Origin of the sequence: Synechococcus sp. LA31, from assembly GCF_018502385.1 — a bacterium.
Taxonomy (GTDB): domain Bacteria; phylum Cyanobacteriota; class Cyanobacteriia; order PCC-6307; family Cyanobiaceae; genus Vulcanococcus.
The window spans coordinates 2069321-2085599 of record NZ_CP075523.1; the positions used below are offsets into that span (position 1 = coordinate 2069321).

Here is a 16279-nt window from a genome sequence, read left to right on the forward strand (position 1 = left end):
TTTCGGCAGCAAAAATGGCGGTGGTTGGGCGATTTCTGCAGCCGCCGGCCGGCAGTTTCTTTCTGTTCGGCCCACGCGGCACGGGCAAATCCACATGGCTGCAGGAGCGGTTTCCCAATGCACTAAGGCTGGATCTACTGGCTCCGGAGGTGCTGCGGGCCTATCAGGCCAGGCCGGAACGCTTGCGGGAACGAATCGCCGCGGAGGAGCCCGGCCTCACCACCGTGGTGATCGACGAGGTGCAGAAGGCGCCCCAGCTGCTGGATGTGGTTCACAGCCTGGTGGAGGAGCGGCCCGAGCTTCGCTTCGTGCTCACGGGCTCGAGCGCCCGCAAGCTGCGGCATGGAGCCGCGAATCTGCTGGGCGGGCGGCTGGTGGCCGCCCACATGCCGCCCTTTATGGCCGCGGAATTGGGCGACGGCTTCAGCCTGGAGCGGGCGCTGCAGATCGGCCTGGTGCCATTGGTGTGGGAAGCGCCTGATCCCCAAGCCACGCTGGCGGCCTACGCCGCGCTCTATCTCCAGGAGGAGGTGCAGGCGGAAGCCCTGGTGCGCCAGATCGGCGATTTCAGCCGCTTCCTAGAGGTGATCAGCTTCTCGCAGGGCAGCCTGCTGAACCTGGCCAGCCTGGCCCGAGAGGCTGAGATCCCGCGCAAACGGGCCGAGAGCTATCTGGGAATCCTGGAGGATCTGCTGCTGGGCTTCCGCCTGCCCGTGTTTCAGCGCCGAGCTCAGCGGCAACTGGTGCAGCACCAAAAGTTCTTCTTCTTTGATGCGGGGGTGTTCCGTTCATTGCGGCCGCGGGGCCCCTTGGATGCGCCAGAAGAGATCGAGGGGCTTGCGCTGGAAAGCCTGGTGGCGCAGCACCTACGGGCGCTCTGTCAGTTGCGCGCCAATGGCACACAACTCAGCTTCTGGCGCACCCGCGCAGGCCTGGAGGTGGACTTTGTGGTGTACGGCCCAAACCTCTTCCAGGCGATTGAGGTGAAGCGCTCAGCCCGGGTGACCTCAGCAGACCTGAAGGGCCTCAAAGCCTTCCAGGCGGACTATCCGGAAGCGCAGTGCCTGCTGCTTTCTTTCTGCCCGGAGCCGCTGCTGATCGATGGCATCCGCTGCGAACCGCTGGAGGGCTGGCTGCGTCAGCTACGCCCTTGATCCATTCAGCGGTAAACCTCCTTGCGGTGCCCAACACGCACCACAAGAACCACCAGCTCCTGCTGCTGCCACTCGTACACGATCCGATAGCGACCTACGCGCAGGCGACGCAGTCCCTCGAATTCGCCCTTGAGCGCTGAACCAGCGGCCGGAACCTCGCAAAGCTTGTCGATCGCGGCCACGAGGCGGAGGCGGTCGGCCCTGGGCAGCGCTGCCAGCGCCTTAGCGGCACTGCGTTTAATCCGCAGCGAGCAGCGCATCGCGCACCTCAGCCCAATCAAGAACAGGATCAGCGGGATCCCTCAGGGCAGCGGCGCCCGCCCGGAGATCTTCGATGTCATCGAGGTAGTACTCGATGGCCTGGCGAATCACGTCGGCTCGGCATCGATTCAGCTGCTGCGCGGCAGCATCAAGTTCAGCCGTGAGGTCATCGGGCAATCGGGCCGTTACCTGAGCCATCAACACCTCCCGACATTCGAGCGAAGTCAACGCCATCAGTGTAGCGGCCAAAGGCTCCGCTCAACCTCTGCCAACCTGCCCCCCAGCAGGCAGGCACGCGTGAACATCCTGTTCATCCACGGCAACTATCCGGCGCAGTTTCAGAGCCTGGCGCGGCTCACCGGGGCGGATGCGCGGCATCGGGTGGTGTTTCTCACGGCGCGGGCCGATGCGGCCAGTGATCCGATTCCGGGGGTGGAGCTGCGCACCTATCAGCGGGCCCGGGATCCGCGGCCGGAAACCCATCACTACCTGCACGCCACCGAAGAAACGGTGCTCAACGGCCAGGCGGTGCTGCGGGGTGTGGATGCGCTGCTGCAGGAGGGCTTCCGGCCTGATCTGGTGATCCTGCATGCCGGCAACGGCCTGGGCCTATTCATCAAGGATCTGCTGCCCGACGCGAAGCTGATCGGGCTGTTCGAGTGGTGGTTCACGCCGGCCACCAGCCGCTGGCTGTTTGCCGAGTTCCCGCTCGACACGCAGCTCAAGAGCCAACTGCGCAACCTGGTGATCCAACAGGAGCTGCTGCTCTGCGATGCGGCGGTGGTGCCCACGGCCTGGCAGGCCGCCCAGTTTCCAGCTGTGTGGCAGCCGAAGCTGCGGGTGGTGTTCGACGGCATCAACACCGCGTTCTTCCAGCCACCGCCGCCGGATCTGAGCCGCAGCCTGGAGCTAGACCGCGAAGAAGGCGGCCCCCCTGTGCGGATCGAGCCTGAGCACAGGTTGCTCAGCTACGCCACCCGCGGCATGGAGCCGGTGAGGGGATTCCCCCAGTTCATGGCGGCTCTGCCAAAGCTGCTGGCATCAGATCCGCAGCTCCAGGTGGTGATCGCCGGCCGCGATCGCTGCGCCTACAGCTACCCGGCGCCGCGCCCCGATGGCAGCTGGAAACAGCACTGCCTGGAGCAGCTGGGTACGTTCCCTGGCCGCGAACGAATCCACTTCACCGGCCTGCTCACCTACGCCCAATACCGCCAGCTGCTCTGGCGCACCGATGCTCACTGCTCCTTCAGCCGGCCCTACGTGTTGAGCTGGAGCCTGTTTGAAGCCCTGGCCTGCACCACGCCACTGGTGGTTAGTGACACGCCTGCGATCCGCACTGCCGTGGCCAAAGCACAGGCTATTTGGGTGGATCTGGATGATCCAGCCTCGATTCAGGCAGGGATCAAAACCCGCCTGAACAACACCGAACGGCACCAAGAACAGCAGCTCAACCAAGACTTCTCACTGGATGCAGCCGTGAAAGGCTGGAATCAAGTGATCAATGAACTAAGCGGATGAAGAGATTCGAACTCTCGACCCTCTCCTTGGCAAGGAGATGCTCTACCACTGAGCTACATCCGCAGGGCCGCCTTGGGCGACCCCGGAATCATGCACTACGGCGGGTCCCCCGGTCAACGCGCGGAGAAAACCCAAACGACTCCATACATTGGGCTACATGCAAACGCCTTCTGCCGAAACGCTGCAGCCCGAAGCACTGGCCCTGCTGCGCCGCCACAACCTGCTTGCGCCCCTGATTCGCGCTGAGGTGGTGGCCGGGGCCGTGGGCGCCATCCAGCTGGAGCCGCAGCAAACCGAAGAGCTGCTGCAAAACCACTGCGAGCGCCAGGGACTGGAAAACGAGGCTGAGCTGTCTGCCTATCTGCAGCAGCTCCAACTGAGCCAGGCCGATCTGCTTTGGCAGCTGGAGCTGCCGCTGCGGGTGCAACACCATTGCCAACACCACTTCCACCACAAGGCCGAGGCCCGCTTCCTGGCACGCAAAGAGCAGCTGGATCGGGTGGTGTACAGCCTGCTGCGGGTGAAAGATCCCTTCCTGGCCCGCGAGCTTTACCTGCAGATCGCCGGCGGCGAAGCGAATTTCGCCGATTTGGCCGCCGAATTTGCCGAAGGGCCCGAACGGGGCACCAAAGGGATCGTGGGGCCCGTGCCGCTCACCCAAGCCCACCCGGCCCTGGCAGAGCGGCTGCGCACCACCACCGCCGGCCAGCTGATGGAACCCTTCCAGATCGCCGATTGGTGGCTGGTGACACGGCTGGAGCGCTACGAGCCGGCCCGTTTCAACGAGGCCATTGCCGAACAAATGGCCCAGGAACTGTTTCAGGAGTGGGTGCAAGAACAAGTGACCGCTAAGTTGGCCCGACTGCCGCACCACCTGAGCGACACCTCACCTGCATGACCGCTGCTCCCCAGATCAACCTGCTGCGGCATCCGGCCTTTGAACAGCTCTCTGAGCAGGGCCAGCGCCGTTTAGCGGAAACGGCTGAGCCAGTGAGCTTTGGGGTGGGGCAAACCCTCTGCCTGGGCAATCTGATTCCCCACCGCGTGCTGGTGGTTGAGGCGGGCAAGGCTCGCCTGCTCGGCCGGCACCACGGGCAGCTCTCCACCCTGGCGGCCTTCGGCCCGGGCTCTGTGGTGGGCCTGGCCTCACTGCTGCGGGCAGCGCCCTGCGAGGACGTGAGCGCCTCCTCGCAGGTGCAGGCCACAGCCATCCCCGATCACGTGATCGTGGAGCTCTATGAGAAGGAGCAAAGCTTCCGCGCTTGGTGCCAAAGCACGCTTTTCCCGGCTGAGCTGGCGGCATTGATCGAGCTGCTGCTGGATCGCACCGAGCGAGCCCCCTATGGCCTGCTGGATGTGCTGCGCCATGCGGCCTCTCAAGCCACCCTGGTGACCCCCAGCCAAGAAGCCCTGGGCAAGCTTGCCCCTGGCATTGAGCTGTTCGTAGCCAGCGCTAATGGCGAAGGCGCGGCCCTGGGGGATCAACTCGGCGATGAAAGCGCCCTACCCGCTGCCAACGGCCCTTTCCCGCTGCGGCTAATCGCCCTGCCCGCAGCCCTGATGGCCGAGCTGCGCCAGGGCCGCCGCCCACAGGAGGAATCTGAAGACGGCACTAACGAAGCCAGTGAACAGATGGCGAGCCCATCTGCCTTGGCCGAACTGCAGCCCACCAGTCTGCTGTTAGGCAAAACCAGCCTGCGCGAGCAGCTGAAACTCCAGAGCGGCCAAGGCCCACTGGAAGAAACCATGGCCTGCTTCCAGATGCTGGCCCAGGTGATGGAGCTTCCGTTCCGCCGCGACGCAATCGAGAAAACGATCCGCGATGCGCTGCGGCGGGGGCAACAACCCAGCCTGCCGCTGCTTGGCCAGCTGGCAGCGGGCATGGGCCTGCATGTGGTGGGCGCCCGCACAGAACCCGCGAATTGCACCCGCCTGGCCACGCCCTGCCTGATGCCCTGGGCGGATGGCTTCGGTGTGGTGGTGAGCAGCAACGCTGCTGGCCTGGTGATGGCCCACCCACGCCTAGGCTGGCTGGAGCTCAAGCCCGCAGAGGTGGCAGAAGCCTGCGGCGAGGAAGCCTTGGAGCTGATCCTGGTGGATCGCACCAATGCCACGCCTGAGCAGAAGTTCAACTTCACCTGGTTTTGGCCTGCGCTGAAGCGCTACCGCTCCACGCTGCTGCAGGTGCTGCTGGCCTCCTTTGTGGTGCAGCTGTTCACCCTGGCCAACCCACTCCTGATCCAGGTGATCATCGACAAGGTGATCTCCCAACGCAGCCTCGACACCCTGCAGGTGCTGGGCATCGGCCTCGTGGTGGTGACCCTGTTTGAAGGGGTGCTCGGCAGCCTACGCACCTTCCTGTTTGCTGACACCACCAACCGGATCGACCTGCGCCTGGGCGCCGAGGTGATCGATCACCTGCTGCGGCTGCCGGTGGGTTATTTCGATCGCCGCCCAGTGGGCGAACTGGGCACGCGGATCGCGGAGCTGGAGAAGATCCGCAACTTCCTCACGGGCCAAGCGCTCACCACGATCCTTGATGCCGCCTTCTCGGTGATCTACATCGTGGTGATGGCGCTCTACAGCTGGGTGCTCACGATCGTGGCCCTGATCGTGGTGCCGATCCAAGTGGGGCTCACCCTGGTGGGTGCACCGCTGTTCCGCCGCCAGTTCCGCCAGGCGGCGGAAGAAAACGCCAGCACCCAGGCCCACCTAGTGGAAGTGCTCACCGGCATCCAAACGGTGAAGGCCCAGAACGTGGAGATGGTGAGCCGCTGGAAGTGGCAGGAGCGCTACTCGCGCTACATCGCCCGCACCTTCGAGAAAACAGTCACGGGCACGGCCCTGAACGAAACCGGCCAGGTGCTGCAGAAGCTCTCACAGCTGATGGTGCTCTGGGTGGGGGCCACGTTGGTGCTGAAGGGCGAACTCACCCTGGGCCAGCTGATCGCGTTCCGCATCATCTCGGGCTACGTGACCCAGCCGTTGCTGCGCCTCTCCAATATCTGGCAAAACATCCAGGAGCTACGTGTGAGCTTCGAGCGCCTGGCTGATGTGGTGGATACACCCGAGGAGTCCAGCGCTGCAGACAAGGCCAAGATCCCTCTACCGCCGCTCAAGGGCGAAGTGCAATTCGACGACCTGCAGTTCCGCTTTCAGGCAGGATCTCCTCAGGTGCTGAAAAACATCAACCTCACCATTCCTGCTGGCACTTTTGTTGGCGTGGTGGGGCAAAGCGGCAGCGGCAAGAGCACGCTGATGAAACTGCTCCCCCGTCTCTATTCACCCGAGCAGGGCCGCATCCTGATCGACGGGTATGACATCGACAAAGTGGAGCTGTATTCACTGCGGCGCCAGATCGGCATTGTTCCCCAGGAGCCGCTGCTGTTTTCAGGAAGCGTGAGCGACAACATTGCCCTCACCGATCCCAATGCCACCAGCGAAGCGATCGTGCGAGCCGCAACGATCTCCTGCGCCCATGAATTCATCATGGGCTTACCCTCGGGCTACAGCTCCCAGCTCGGAGAAAGAGGAGCCAGCCTTTCAGGCGGCCAACGCCAACGCCTGGCTATCGCTCGCACCCTGCTAGCCAACCCACAACTGCTGGTGATGGACGAAGCCACCAGTGCTCTCGACTACGACACAGAGCGCCGTGTTTGCCAGAACCTGCGCGAATCGCTCACCGGCTGCACCGTATTCTTCGTGACCCACCGGCTCTCCACCGTGCGCAACGCCGATCTGATCGTGATGCTGCACCAGGGGGCAATCGTGGAAACAGGCACCCACAGCCAACTGATGGATCGGCAGGGTCGCTACTTCGCCCTATACCGCCAGCAGGAGGCCGTTTGAAATGGGGCTAAAAACTCCAGGGCAGTTGTTCCGCCAAGCTCAGCATTCGCTCGAACAACGGGTGAAAGCCGGTGCCGAAGAAGGCGAGGTGTTGCAGCAATCCCCCGTGTGGATGCGAGCCACCACCTGGGGCTTGATGGGCACCGCCGCCTTTGGCATCGGCTGGCTGGCAATCGCGCAGACAGAGGAGATCGTGGTGGCGCCGGGGAAGCTGGAACCCCTGGGCGGCGTGCGCGAGATCCAGATCCCGATCAATGGCGTCGTGAAAACCCTCGATGTGAAAGAAGGCGAACAGGTGAAGAAAGGCCAGATATTGCTCACCTTGGATCCTGAAGCCAGCAGCCAGCGGCAAAAAAGCGTGAGTCAGTCACTCCAACTCACCCAGGAACAATTACGGCTCAAGCAGGAGGAACTGAAGCAGTATCTGCAGCTGAACACCACAGAACAGGCCAAACTGCAACGCAACCTGCAACTCAACGAAGAAATTCTCGAGCGCTATGCACGCCTCGAAGCTCAGGGCGCGAGCGCCGAACTACAATTACTGGAGCAGCGCAACCGCGTTGAAGAGATCCGCGGGCAGCTCGAACAAACACAGGTAGATCGGCTACGCCAAGTGGCCGTGCTTGATCAGGCAACCCAGCAGTTGCGCAGCCAGCTTGCCCAGCTACGTGGAGACCTGAGCGAACAAAACATGAACATCCGCTATCAGACGGTGACCTCCCCGGTGGATGGCGTGGTGTTCGAACTCAAACCCCAGGGCGCAGGCTTCGTGAACCGTGACAGCATGCCGGTGTTGAAGGTGGTGCCATTCGACAAGCTGGAGGCTCGCGTGGAAATCCAGAGCTCTGATATCGGCTTTGTGCACGTGGGCCAGGCCGCCGATCTCTCGATCGACTCATTTCCAGCCACTGATTTCGGCGTGCTTGAGGGCACGGTGCGCCGCGTGGGCTCCGACGCCCTGCCCCCCGACCAGCAAAAGCAGACGTACCGCTACCCGGCGGATATCCGCCTGACCAACCAGCAGCTCAAACTCAGGGATGGGAACCTCCTCCCACTGCAGGTGGGCATGAGCCTGACCGCCAACATCAAGCTAAGGAAAGTGAGCTATCTTCAGCTGCTGCTAGGCAGCTTCAAAGACAAAGCCGACTCGCTACGCCAGATCTGAAGCATGTCAGCCAATGCCGACACAGCCAAAAGCCTGTGACTGCAAAGGCTCTGGCACAACAGAAAGGCCCGAGTGATTGACCTATCCCTCTGCTAAACGATAAGATAGGTAGGAGTCTTCACAAACCGAGACCTTGGCTTTCACGACCACCACCGGTGCAGGCGGCACCTCTCTGATCGGCACCTCTGGTGTCGATGCAGTATCCCTTGATGGAAATGCTTTTCCCCTCTTCATCGGGGCTCAAGCATCCAATGATGTGATTACTCTCACGGGTAATAGCTCCAATATCACGGCCGAACTCGGAAAGGGAGCTGACACCTTCAACTCGGCAGCTTTTTCTACTGGCACCGTTCAAGGCGGTTACGGAAACGACTTCGTCACCTTCACCGGCTCAATCTCCGGCGGCCTTTACCAAGGGAATGAAGGCGATGATTCGATTACCCTTCTAGCGGTAAGCAATAACGCGAAGATCAACGCCAATGCAGGAAACGATACAGTCAATGTCAATGGGAATTTGACCTCTTCCCAAGTATTGGGAGGTCAAGGCAATGACACTCTTGACATTGGCGACGTAGCCATTACCGGAGGCGCCAAAATCAATGGCAACAAAGGCAATGACACCATTGATCTCGCCGACCTCACGACAGCAACCAAAGATATGGCTTCTTCCACCATTTTTGGTGGAGCAGGCAACGATAACTTCATCGCTCCTGGCGGCGGAGCTGATGTAATTCTCAGTGGCGACAACGGCAACGACACTGTGCGAGGTGCCGCTGGTTCCGATACTCTTTACGGTGGCGAAGGCAATGACTTGATCATCGGTGGTGATGGTGGAAACGTCCTCTCAGGTGGATCAGGGTCTGACATCTTCAATAACAGCTTCGACACCGCCACAGGCCTTTCTGGAACGGCAGCCACCATCACCGTTGCAACTGGTGAACTCGGCTATGTGACCGACTTCTCATCTTCTGATGACAAAGTCTCCTTCACAGGCTCTACATGGGGCAACAACACCACCGTTTACACCACCGCAGGTGCCGGTGCTTGGTCTGCAGCATTTGTTGTTGGTCGGGTCTATGCCATCACAGGAACACTGAGCAGCGACAACGCAACCTTTACTGTTGGTTCCACAGTCAATGCCGGCGCAGACACTCTTCTGGCCAAGGCAGTTAGCACTACCAGCCTTCAAGGTGTTGAAGAAGGTGTTGTCCTTCGAGGAGTTAATTCAAGCGTAATCGGTTCCGGCAGCCTTGCAGTTGCTTGATCTACTCAACTGACACTCTTTGACCTTATGCCCCTCTCCGAGGGGCTTTTTTATTATGTTTTGATCACTCTCAAGATGAGTTGACTTTGAAAGGCACTGACACAGTTGGCATAGCTCACCTTGATGGCCCAGATCAACCGAGACACGGCAGATAGCCACTGATTTTCCGGACTCTATAATCTCGTTTAGATCTTGTCTGATCTGGTGGATGGAGTGAGAGATGCTGGAGAAATATATATCGGCTTTCTTGTTGGTGATTGCCTGCTCATCCGAGGGACTTAGTTCAACTAGACCGCAAATAACCTCTCCATCATAGGAGTGGTGAATATCGATGATCTTTCCGGCCGTTTTCAGCATTCTTGCGTGTCCGACGACAATCAGGTTGAGGGGCGCTTTGCATCAATCAATTGTTACCGTCTTTGATTGACGCCTGGTAACACACCTTCTTCTGTCCAGGGTTTGGTTTCTGCTCTGTCTGCCGCACGCTCCAGGCACTGCTGCACCCTGGCTACGCGCCAATCCCTGATTCGCCGCTGCAGCGTGCGTTTGTGTTGGGGGCCATAGCGCTCAGGGGCCAAGGCGATCAGCCTCTCCAGTAGCTCCTGGCTGCCCACATCCGGCTCTGCCTCCAACCACTGGGGGATGAGGGCTGCATGAACCTCAAAGGGATCCACACGGCTGCGCCGGCCTTGGCGCGGTTTGGGCTTTTTCTGCAGTGGTCTGCTCTGGCGCCACAGCGCCTGTAAACCCTGCAGAAAGCACTCCAGCTCTCGCTTTTCTTCGTCTGGGCTTTGCCAGGCGAGCGGATCACCCGCCATGGCGTTGGCGTGCTGGCCGCTGATCAACAGCGCCAACCGGCTCTGGCAGCTGCGCATCGTGGCTAGTAGCGCCACAGGGTCACACCGTTGTCTCAACTCCCTGAGGTCAGCGGCTTCCTGCTCGCCCATCACACCGGTACGCAGTAGCTGCTGCAGCGGTGTCCGCGGCGGGTGGTGCAGCCGCTTGATTCGGCCACCCTCCCGCACGCTGCTCTTGAGCTTGAACGACGGCTGAAACAGGTTCGTGAACAGCCGCAGTGCCGCGTACAGCTCAGCTAGCACCTGAGCGGCCTCCAGGCCCACCAGGCGCTCGTAGCCCACCACACGGCGGATCAGCACCCCGTTCTTCTGCTCCACCCAGGCCTGATCGTTGCTCTGGTAGGCGCGTGAGCGGGTGAGCTCGATTCCCTGCTCCGGGGCATCACACCACTGCTCCATCAGCGCATTCATGAACGCGGGATCGTTGTCGGCATCGATCCCACGCAACGGGAAGGGAAGTTGCTGCCGCAGCCGCTGGATGGCGGCCAACACCGAGGCCCCATCGCGCGTGATCACCGGCAGGCTCTCGCTCCAGCCCGTGGCGATATCGGTGGCTACCAGAGTCCAGATGAAGCGTCCTTCCAGGCGCCCACCGCAGTGGGCCACCAGATCGATCTCCAGCCAGCCGGGCTGCTTGTGGTCATCCCAGCCCTTGAACGTTCGTACCTGCACGCGGCGGCGGACGCCGCTATGGGCCCGGGGAGGGCGTCTCCATCCATTACCTCCGCTGCTCTGGCGCATTGGTGCCAGCAGACGGTCAATCGTGGCGCTGCTCATCGTCAACACCCGTGCCCTCACGTCCTGCTCCAGCTGCAGGTGGCCGTGGTGCTCCAGCGATTCCACCAGTTGCGGTAGCAGCGCATGCAGGCGCTTGCCGCACAGCCGATCGCTGGCTTCCCACAGCGGTACCAGCGCCTCAACAACCTCCGGGCCGTACCGGCGGCGGTGTTGGCCCCGCCGGCTGCTCTGCTGCTGATCGGTTCGCTGGTTCAACCGGCGCAACAGCGATTTGCGGTGATAGCCGGTGAGCGCCTGTAACTCATCCAACAGCAGCTGCTTCCCCCCGCGGCTCAGGCTCCGGTAACGCTCTGAGGCCGCGTTGATCGCCACGGCAATCCGCTCACGATCCCTCAAAGACCCGGGCCGGCTTGGCTGATCGCCTTGCGTGTCGACCCGTGGCCGGACCATGGGCGGTTACTACAAGTGATGCAACAACCCTAATGGAGTAGCAGCTTTAATGATGCAATGCGCACATCAACCTGATTGACACGGGACAGCCTCCTCAAGATCAACGACCTTTCCCTGATGGCGATGGGTACTGCAATGTTGGCCAACTACCTTGCAGGCGAAGCGTTCTGAAACCAGGAACATGGCGCGCAGGGCCTCAACAGCCCTACGACGTCGTTCCGGGCTCAGAAGTTTCCCTCAGCCAACTCCTTGAGCATCGCCTTCTCAAGCTCGGCCTCGGCCAAGAGCTTCTTGAGACGGGCGTTCTCCCTTTCCAGCTGAGTCAGCCGTTTGGCTTCCTCAGCCTGCATCCCGCCGTACTGCTGCTTCCAGCGGTGGTAGGCCGGCTGGGTGACCTCAATGGCGCGGCAGACGTCGGCGGCAGTCTTGCCCTGAGCGATCAGCTGCTCAGCGGTTTTGAGCTTGCGGATGATCTGCTCAGCTGTGTGGCGGATTCGCTTCATGGTGGAGTCCTCCGCCCAGTCTGGCCGGATGAGGTATCTCATTCACCGTGGACTTATTTCCAGGGGCCACGTCAGCCTCATCTGCCTGGATGAACAGGCCTGGCTCGAGCGGTTTTTGGAAGACAGCAAACCTGATGCCCCGATGCCGAAGAACGAAATGCTGAATCAGGCTCTACGCCCTTACCAATGGATATTTCTTCCTGCCAGTGCGTGGCTTGCCGGGCTTTGGCTTACCGGCGAGTGACGAAAACGTGCTGATCTCAATGGCGCAGTCGGGAAACACAGCCCTGACCTGGAGGTCACCACCCATGGCCTGGACGAAGTTGCGCAGGGTGCTCATCAGCATGTCGGCCCGATTCTCGATCTTGGAGATCTCGGCCTGCTTGACGTTGAGGTTCTTGGCCAGTGTGGCCTGAGTGAGGGAAAAAGCCTTGCGAAGTTCTGCCAGGGTCATTTCCTGCCGCAGCTGCTCTTTGCGCTGCTCGATGCGCTCCCGGCGCTCAGGGCTGAAGTCCTTGGTGAGTTCAGAGAAAGAGCGGGTCATGGCTTGGATTGGGTGTTCAGGCTGTTGAGGTGTTCGTCGTAAAGCGCGTCTGCTTTAGGGATCATCGTTTTGTAGAAGCGTTTGTCCTTGCCGGTCTTGTTGCCACCGATCAACAGGAGGGCGCTGCGGTTTGGATCAAAGGCATAGAACACACGCAGGGGGTCGCCATGGGACTGAATGCGTAGCTCGCGCATATGGCTGTGCCTGGAACCCTCCACACCTGAGCAGTAGGGGAAGGGCAGCTGAGGCTCCATCTCCTCCAGTAGCTCCACGATGGCTGTCACATCGTCCTGCTCCTGCTCGCTGAGCTCGCACCACCAGTCTTCGAAGACAGCGGTCTGACAGACATCCCACATCGAGCATTCCCTCCATGGAATATTTTAGGGCTGCAATGGCGCAAGGGTCACCCCCGCAGAGCGCAAGGGCGTTTGGCAGTGCCTGGCAGCGGCCCCATTTGATCGCCTGCAGCTGGCTCATCTGGCCAACGCTGAGGCTTTGATCCCGCCCGCCATAGCCTGGATACCACCGTCTGCCGTGCTCCGAGCCTTGATCGTTGGCGACTCCTTTCTCTGGCTGCACCTACCCAAAACCGGCGGCACCTCAATGAACCGCCTGGTTCGCGAACGCGCCCTACCGGGAGTCGCCGTGGATCCCGACGAAACACCCCAGAAACACGACTCCGTGCCCCTGCGCGAAAGCCGCGGCAACTGGCGGGCCGGGGATCGGCACCGGTTCATCACAGCGCGCCGCCTCGAGCACTGGTTGATCAGCGACTGGCAGCACAAACGCCGCCAGATGAATCTGCCCGATCTCGACTTCGAACCGGTGCGCAGCGGCCTCTACTACTCCCTGCGCCTCGGCGGCACCTGGGTGGCCGCCGATTGGTGGCTGCAGTATTTCGAGGTGGATGAACGCGTCACCGCCCTGCGGCTCGAGCACCTACAGGACGATCTCAATCGCCACCTCCTGCCCCTGCTTTCCCAAGGCACGGCTCCCTTTCACACACCGCCCCGCGAAAACCGCAAGCCAACGGCAATGGCCGCGGATGAACCCAGCTTCAGCGCAGAGGATCTGCAACGGATCAAAGCGGTGAACCCCCGCTGGAGTGCATGGCAGGAGCGGGTGTACGGCGGGTGATGCAGTGTTTTCGTGGTGGCTACGCTGATGCCACAACCACTCTTCCTGGATCGCCCAGCCAGTGCAGCGCTGCTAGCAGGCAGCCTGCTCATCTCAATCTCCTTGTTCACCAACTACGGCCATGGAGCTTTCGTCCACGTCCTCCAACTCACGCTGGATGAGCAGATCGTAGTATGTCTCCACGCTGCCGCTCTGGCGGCGCTGTTTGGCGATGTTGAACTGGCGACCCGTTTACGAGACCGAGATGCGCGAACTCGAGAGCAAGAAACGATCGCAAAGGCTCGAGACCGAGATCGAGCGGCGCACGCTTGCATTGCTCCTCAATGCCAATTCCTCCTTGCAGAAACACCAAGAAGCAGACTCCAGCTCAAACAATCAATGGCAGCGCTTCTCGAGCAAATCAAAGTATCCATCAGCAATTGATTACTTGATTCATCAGTGAGTCGAAACCTCAGCTTCGTTACATTTCTGATTGCCGGAGTCCAAAAGGGTGGCACCACGGCACTAGCTGATTACCTCCGCCAGCACCCAGCTCTCTTCATCCCTGCGCTTAAGGAGCTGCATTTCTTCGACAACGAAGACCTCAACTGGCAGCACCCCGAGCAAACCATCAGCACTTACCACGCCTACTTCAAGGACGCCCCCACCGGCAGCCTCTGGGGCGAGGCCACACCCATCTACAGCTACTGGTGGCCGGCGATGGCACGGATCTGGACCTACAACTCCGCCATGCGCGTGATCCTCTGCCTACGCAACCCCGTGGAGCGGGCCTACTCCCACTGGGCGATGGAAACGGGTCGCGCCTGGGATGCTGTGTCCTTCGCGGAGGCCATCGCCTCTGAACAAGAGCGTTGCCGCAGCGCTCTACCCGAACAACACCGGGTGTTCTCCTACATCAGCCGGGGCTTCTACAGCGAGCAGCTGCGCCGCCTCTGGAGCTTCTTCCCGCGGGAGCAAACCCTGATCCTGCGCCAGGAGCAGCTGCTGGAGGATCCCATCAGCACCCTGGCTGCGGTGCATCAGTTCCTGGGGGTGGACCCGCTGCCGGCAGCTCAGCCCCTGCGGGCCAACAAAGGCAGCTACAGCAGCCCGATGGGACCCTCCATTCGCGCGCAGCTACATGAGCTCTTCAACCCTGAGATCAGCCAGCTGGAACAGATGCTGGGCTGGGATCTCAGCGCGTGGCGGTGAGCAACCTGACCAAACCGACTCGGGGAGGCAGTGAATGGAACCTTGCGGCACAAGCCGCGGCCATGCTGTTGTACGGAGAGTTGGACAGTTGCCGTGCAGATTGTCAGTTTCTCTGAGGCCCGTGAACGGTTCAAGGCGATCCTTGATCGCGTGGAAGCCGACGCTGATATGACCCTCATCACCCGACGCCATGCTCAGGGTGCCGCGTGGTGATGTCGCTTGACACCTACAACAGCCTGATGGAGACGGTGCATCTGCTTCGCTCTCCGGCGAACGCCGCCCACCTGCAACGATCCCTGGACGAGGCCGAACGCGGGGAACTGCTCGAGCAGCCCCTGATTGATGTCGCTCAGCTCCATGCCAGCAGCTGAGCGGCTGACATGGACTCCCGCCGCTTGGGAGGACACCATCTACTGGCAGGGCCAAGACCGCAAACAGCTGCGTCGAATCAACCAACTGATCCAGGCCTGCCTGCGCGACGCCTTTGTGGGAATCGGCAAGCCGGAACCGCTGCGGGCAAACCTGTCGGGCTGCTGGTCACGCCGGATCGATGACGAGCAACGCTTGTTGTCCGCCTTGAGGGCGTCACCCTTGTGATCCTGGCCTGCCGCTACCACTACCGCTGACGAGGCCCTGCAGCCGCACGCAACTGGGCTACAAAAACCACAAGCAATTTCGTCGACTGGCACTCAAACAACTCTCAGATGCCCATATGCGACGGGTAACGATGCAAGAGGCCAAAACCCACCTTGATCACCTGGTGGAAGAGGCTGCAGCCGGTGATGCATTTCTGATCTGCAAAGCGGGCAAGCCGATGGCGTGTGTCACCCCCATCGACCAAGACACATCACCAAAGCCTCTCCCGCGGCGTCTCGGGCTGCTGGAGGGCCAATGCTCCGTGCCAGACGATTTCGATCGTTTGGGCAGTGAGGCCAGCTCCGATCTCTTCGAGGGAGCGTGAGCCGGCGATGCATCTCCTGCTGGGCACGCACCTTGCGACAGGACCAATCAAGGCTGCTTAGCCTGAGTGCATGACCAATCCTCAGCTTGCCGAGAACCTGCTTGCCGTGATCCGCAGCCTGCCCGCAGCGGACCGCCAATGGCTGCTTCTGCAGCTGGAGCAAGACAACGGCGACATGAGCGCCAACGCCCTGGCTCAGATGGCCATGGCGGGCGGCGCCTTTGACGACTTAGCCGCAGAGCCCGATCTTTACAGCTTCTCCGATGGAGCAGCTGTCAGCGCAGGCTGATGTTGCAGCGTTACGAGATTGTGCTGGTTGCTTTCCCTTTTACGGACGGCCCAGCTGCAAAACCCAGGCCGGCCTTGGTGATCACCACCAGCGAGCGCTACGGCGATGTGCTGCTGGCCTTCATCAGCTCCAACGTCAGCGGACCACCTGATGGTGATGAACTCGACCTCTCAACAGAGCATCCAGACTTCGCCTCAACAGGCCTGAAGGTCACCTCGAGGCTGCGGCTCAGCCGAATGACCACCCTGGCAGCGCCCTTGGTCAAACGGCGCATTGGAGTGCTGCCCCACGCCTGGCAGGTGGAGTGCCAAGAAGTTCTGCAGAGGGTGATCGGCGGCAGTGATTCAGGGTATGGCTCTCTTTGAATGAGGTTGAGCCGGCACGATGCACCCGTAAGC

General features: G+C 61.2%; 17 protein-coding genes, 1 tRNA gene and 3 pseudogenes. 14 read left to right on the forward strand and 7 right to left on the reverse strand.

Annotated elements, in window-relative coordinates; translation table 11 throughout:
• Positions 1 to 20 precede the first annotated feature (20 nt).
• Positions 21 to 1154, forward strand: coding sequence for an ATP-binding protein (locus tag KJJ24_RS11325; RefSeq protein WP_250544668.1), 1134 nt, complete (start codon positions 21 to 23; stop codon positions 1152 to 1154).
• A 5-nt stretch (positions 1155 to 1159) separates the two neighbouring features.
• Here the strand turns inward: KJJ24_RS11325 and KJJ24_RS11330 are convergent, their stop codons facing one another.
• Both KJJ24_RS11330 and KJJ24_RS11335 read right to left on the reverse strand, forming a co-directional pair.
• A complete protein-coding gene (locus KJJ24_RS11330) occupies positions 1160 to 1414 on the reverse strand; it encodes a type II toxin-antitoxin system RelE/ParE family toxin (protein WP_214338807.1) in 255 nt (84 codons plus the stop codon).
• Positions 1392 to 1649: a ribbon-helix-helix protein, CopG family gene (locus KJJ24_RS11335; RefSeq protein ID WP_250544686.1), complete on the reverse strand. Its 258-nt coding sequence runs from the start codon at positions 1647 to 1649 to the stop codon at positions 1392 to 1394. Before KJJ24_RS11335 ends, KJJ24_RS11330 begins: the two co-directional genes overlap by 23 nt.
• A gap of 63 nt (positions 1650 to 1712) precedes the next feature.
• Between KJJ24_RS11335 and KJJ24_RS11340 the strand changes: the two genes are divergently transcribed.
• On the forward strand, positions 1713 to 2933 hold the full coding sequence (locus KJJ24_RS11340) for a glycosyltransferase (RefSeq protein WP_214338809.1): 1221 nt from the start codon (positions 1713 to 1715) through the stop codon (positions 2931 to 2933).
• On the opposite strand, the gene KJJ24_RS11345 is transcribed toward KJJ24_RS11340, so the two are convergent.
• Positions 2925 to 2996 (reverse strand) — tRNA-Gly (locus KJJ24_RS11345). The genes KJJ24_RS11340 and KJJ24_RS11345 overlap by 9 nt on opposite strands.
• 94 nt (positions 2997 to 3090) lie before the next feature.
• Here KJJ24_RS11345 and KJJ24_RS11350 point away from each other — a divergent pair.
• The 4 genes from KJJ24_RS11350 (at position 3091) to KJJ24_RS15090 (ending at position 9211) form a co-directional block, all read left to right on the forward strand.
• Entirely contained in the window at positions 3091 to 3831 is a 741-nt protein-coding gene (locus KJJ24_RS11350; RefSeq protein ID WP_214338811.1) for a peptidylprolyl isomerase, read from the forward strand.
• Positions 3828 to 6782, forward strand: a complete 2955-nt coding sequence (locus KJJ24_RS11355; protein ID WP_214338813.1) for an ABC transporter transmembrane domain-containing protein — start codon at positions 3828 to 3830, stop codon at positions 6780 to 6782. Before KJJ24_RS11350 ends, KJJ24_RS11355 begins: the two co-directional genes overlap by 4 nt.
• A gap of 25 nt (positions 6783 to 6807) precedes the next feature.
• Positions 6808 to 7947 (forward strand): HlyD family secretion protein, encoded by a 1140-nt coding sequence (locus KJJ24_RS11360; RefSeq protein WP_371811727.1) that lies wholly within the window; start codon positions 6808 to 6810, stop codon positions 7945 to 7947.
• A gap of 133 nt (positions 7948 to 8080) precedes the next feature.
• Positions 8081 to 9211 (forward strand): calcium-binding protein, encoded by a 1131-nt coding sequence (locus KJJ24_RS15090; RefSeq protein WP_305803595.1) that lies wholly within the window; start codon positions 8081 to 8083, stop codon positions 9209 to 9211.
• Positions 9212 to 9621: 410 nt separating this feature from the next.
• Here the strand turns inward: KJJ24_RS15090 and KJJ24_RS11370 are convergent, their stop codons facing one another.
• The 4 genes and pseudogenes from KJJ24_RS11370 to KJJ24_RS11385 all read right to left on the reverse strand — a co-directional run bounded on the left by KJJ24_RS11370 (position 9622) and on the right by KJJ24_RS11385 (position 12659).
• Positions 9622 to 11178: a transposase gene (locus tag KJJ24_RS11370; protein ID WP_250544688.1), complete on the reverse strand. Its 1557-nt coding sequence runs from the start codon at positions 11176 to 11178 to the stop codon at positions 9622 to 9624.
• A 192-nt stretch (positions 11179 to 11370) separates the two neighbouring features.
• Positions 11371 to 11759: pseudogene (locus tag KJJ24_RS11375) on the reverse strand (transposase); the annotation flags it as partial.
• 172 nt (positions 11760 to 11931) lie between these two features.
• The gene (locus tag KJJ24_RS11380; protein WP_214338816.1) at positions 11932 to 12303 is read right to left on the reverse strand and encodes an XRE family transcriptional regulator; all 372 of its coding nucleotides are present in this window, start codon (positions 12301 to 12303) and stop codon (positions 11932 to 11934) included.
• Entirely contained in the window at positions 12300 to 12659 is a 360-nt protein-coding gene (locus KJJ24_RS11385) for a type II toxin-antitoxin system RelE/ParE family toxin (protein WP_214338817.1), read from the reverse strand. Before KJJ24_RS11385 ends, KJJ24_RS11380 begins: the two co-directional genes overlap by 4 nt.
• A 178-nt stretch (positions 12660 to 12837) precedes the next feature.
• On the opposite strand from KJJ24_RS11385, the gene KJJ24_RS11390 reads away from it, so the two are divergent.
• From KJJ24_RS11390 to KJJ24_RS11425, 8 genes and pseudogenes are all read left to right on the forward strand, one after another.
• Entirely contained in the window at positions 12838 to 13440 is a 603-nt protein-coding gene (locus KJJ24_RS11390) for a hypothetical protein (protein ID WP_214338818.1), read from the forward strand.
• A 244-nt stretch (positions 13441 to 13684) separates the two neighbouring features.
• Positions 13685 to 13882, forward strand: a complete 198-nt coding sequence (locus KJJ24_RS11395) for a hypothetical protein (protein ID WP_214338819.1) — start codon at positions 13685 to 13687, stop codon at positions 13880 to 13882.
• Entirely contained in the window at positions 13879 to 14631 is a 753-nt protein-coding gene (locus KJJ24_RS11400) for a sulfotransferase domain-containing protein (RefSeq protein ID WP_214338821.1), read from the forward strand. The genes KJJ24_RS11395 and KJJ24_RS11400 overlap by 4 nt, the downstream gene beginning before the upstream one ends.
• A gap of 93 nt (positions 14632 to 14724) precedes the next feature.
• A pseudogene (locus KJJ24_RS15155) lies at positions 14725 to 15002 on the forward strand (type II toxin-antitoxin system Phd/YefM family antitoxin).
• Positions 14989 to 15257, forward strand: a pseudogene (locus KJJ24_RS11410) (Txe/YoeB family addiction module toxin). Before KJJ24_RS15155 ends, KJJ24_RS11410 begins: the two co-directional pseudogenes overlap by 14 nt.
• Positions 15258 to 15358: 101 nt before the next feature.
• Positions 15359 to 15592 carry a type II toxin-antitoxin system Phd/YefM family antitoxin gene (locus KJJ24_RS11415; protein ID WP_214338823.1) on the forward strand — a complete coding sequence of 78 codons (234 nt, stop codon included), beginning with the start codon at positions 15359 to 15361 and terminating at the stop codon, positions 15590 to 15592.
• 70 nt (positions 15593 to 15662) lie between these two features.
• Complete coding sequence (locus KJJ24_RS11420; RefSeq protein WP_214338825.1) at positions 15663 to 15881, forward strand: hypothetical protein; 219 nt, start codon at positions 15663 to 15665, stop codon at positions 15879 to 15881.
• Complete coding sequence (locus KJJ24_RS11425; protein WP_214338827.1) at positions 15881 to 16246, forward strand: type II toxin-antitoxin system PemK/MazF family toxin; 366 nt, start codon at positions 15881 to 15883, stop codon at positions 16244 to 16246. Before KJJ24_RS11420 ends, KJJ24_RS11425 begins: the two co-directional genes overlap by 1 nt.
• Positions 16247 to 16279 lie beyond the last annotated feature (33 nt).

Coding starts and splice junctions, on each gene's coding strand:
- KJJ24_RS11425 (WP_214338827.1), top strand. CDS start 15,881: ATGTTGCAGCGTTACGAGATTGTGCTGGTTGCTTTCCCTTTTACGGAC.
- KJJ24_RS11355 (WP_214338813.1), top strand. CDS start 3,828: ATGACCGCTGCTCCCCAGATCAACCTGCTGCGGCATCCGGCCTTTGAA.
- KJJ24_RS11395 (WP_214338819.1), top strand. CDS start 13,685: ATGCGCGAACTCGAGAGCAAGAAACGATCGCAAAGGCTCGAGACCGAG.
- KJJ24_RS11330 (WP_214338807.1), bottom strand. CDS start 1,414: ATGCGCTGCTCGCTGCGGATTAAACGCAGTGCCGCTAAGGCGCTGGCA.
- KJJ24_RS11335 (WP_250544686.1), bottom strand. CDS start 1,649: ATGGCGTTGACTTCGCTCGAATGTCGGGAGGTGTTGATGGCTCAGGTA.
- KJJ24_RS11385 (WP_214338817.1), bottom strand. CDS start 12,659: ATGTGGGATGTCTGTCAGACCGCTGTCTTCGAAGACTGGTGGTGCGAG.
- KJJ24_RS11415 (WP_214338823.1), top strand. CDS start 15,359: ATGCAAGAGGCCAAAACCCACCTTGATCACCTGGTGGAAGAGGCTGCA.
- KJJ24_RS11420 (WP_214338825.1), top strand. CDS start 15,663: ATGACCAATCCTCAGCTTGCCGAGAACCTGCTTGCCGTGATCCGCAGC.
- KJJ24_RS11350 (WP_214338811.1), top strand. CDS start 3,091: ATGCAAACGCCTTCTGCCGAAACGCTGCAGCCCGAAGCACTGGCCCTG.
- KJJ24_RS11380 (WP_214338816.1), bottom strand. CDS start 12,303: ATGACCCGCTCTTTCTCTGAACTCACCAAGGACTTCAGCCCTGAGCGC.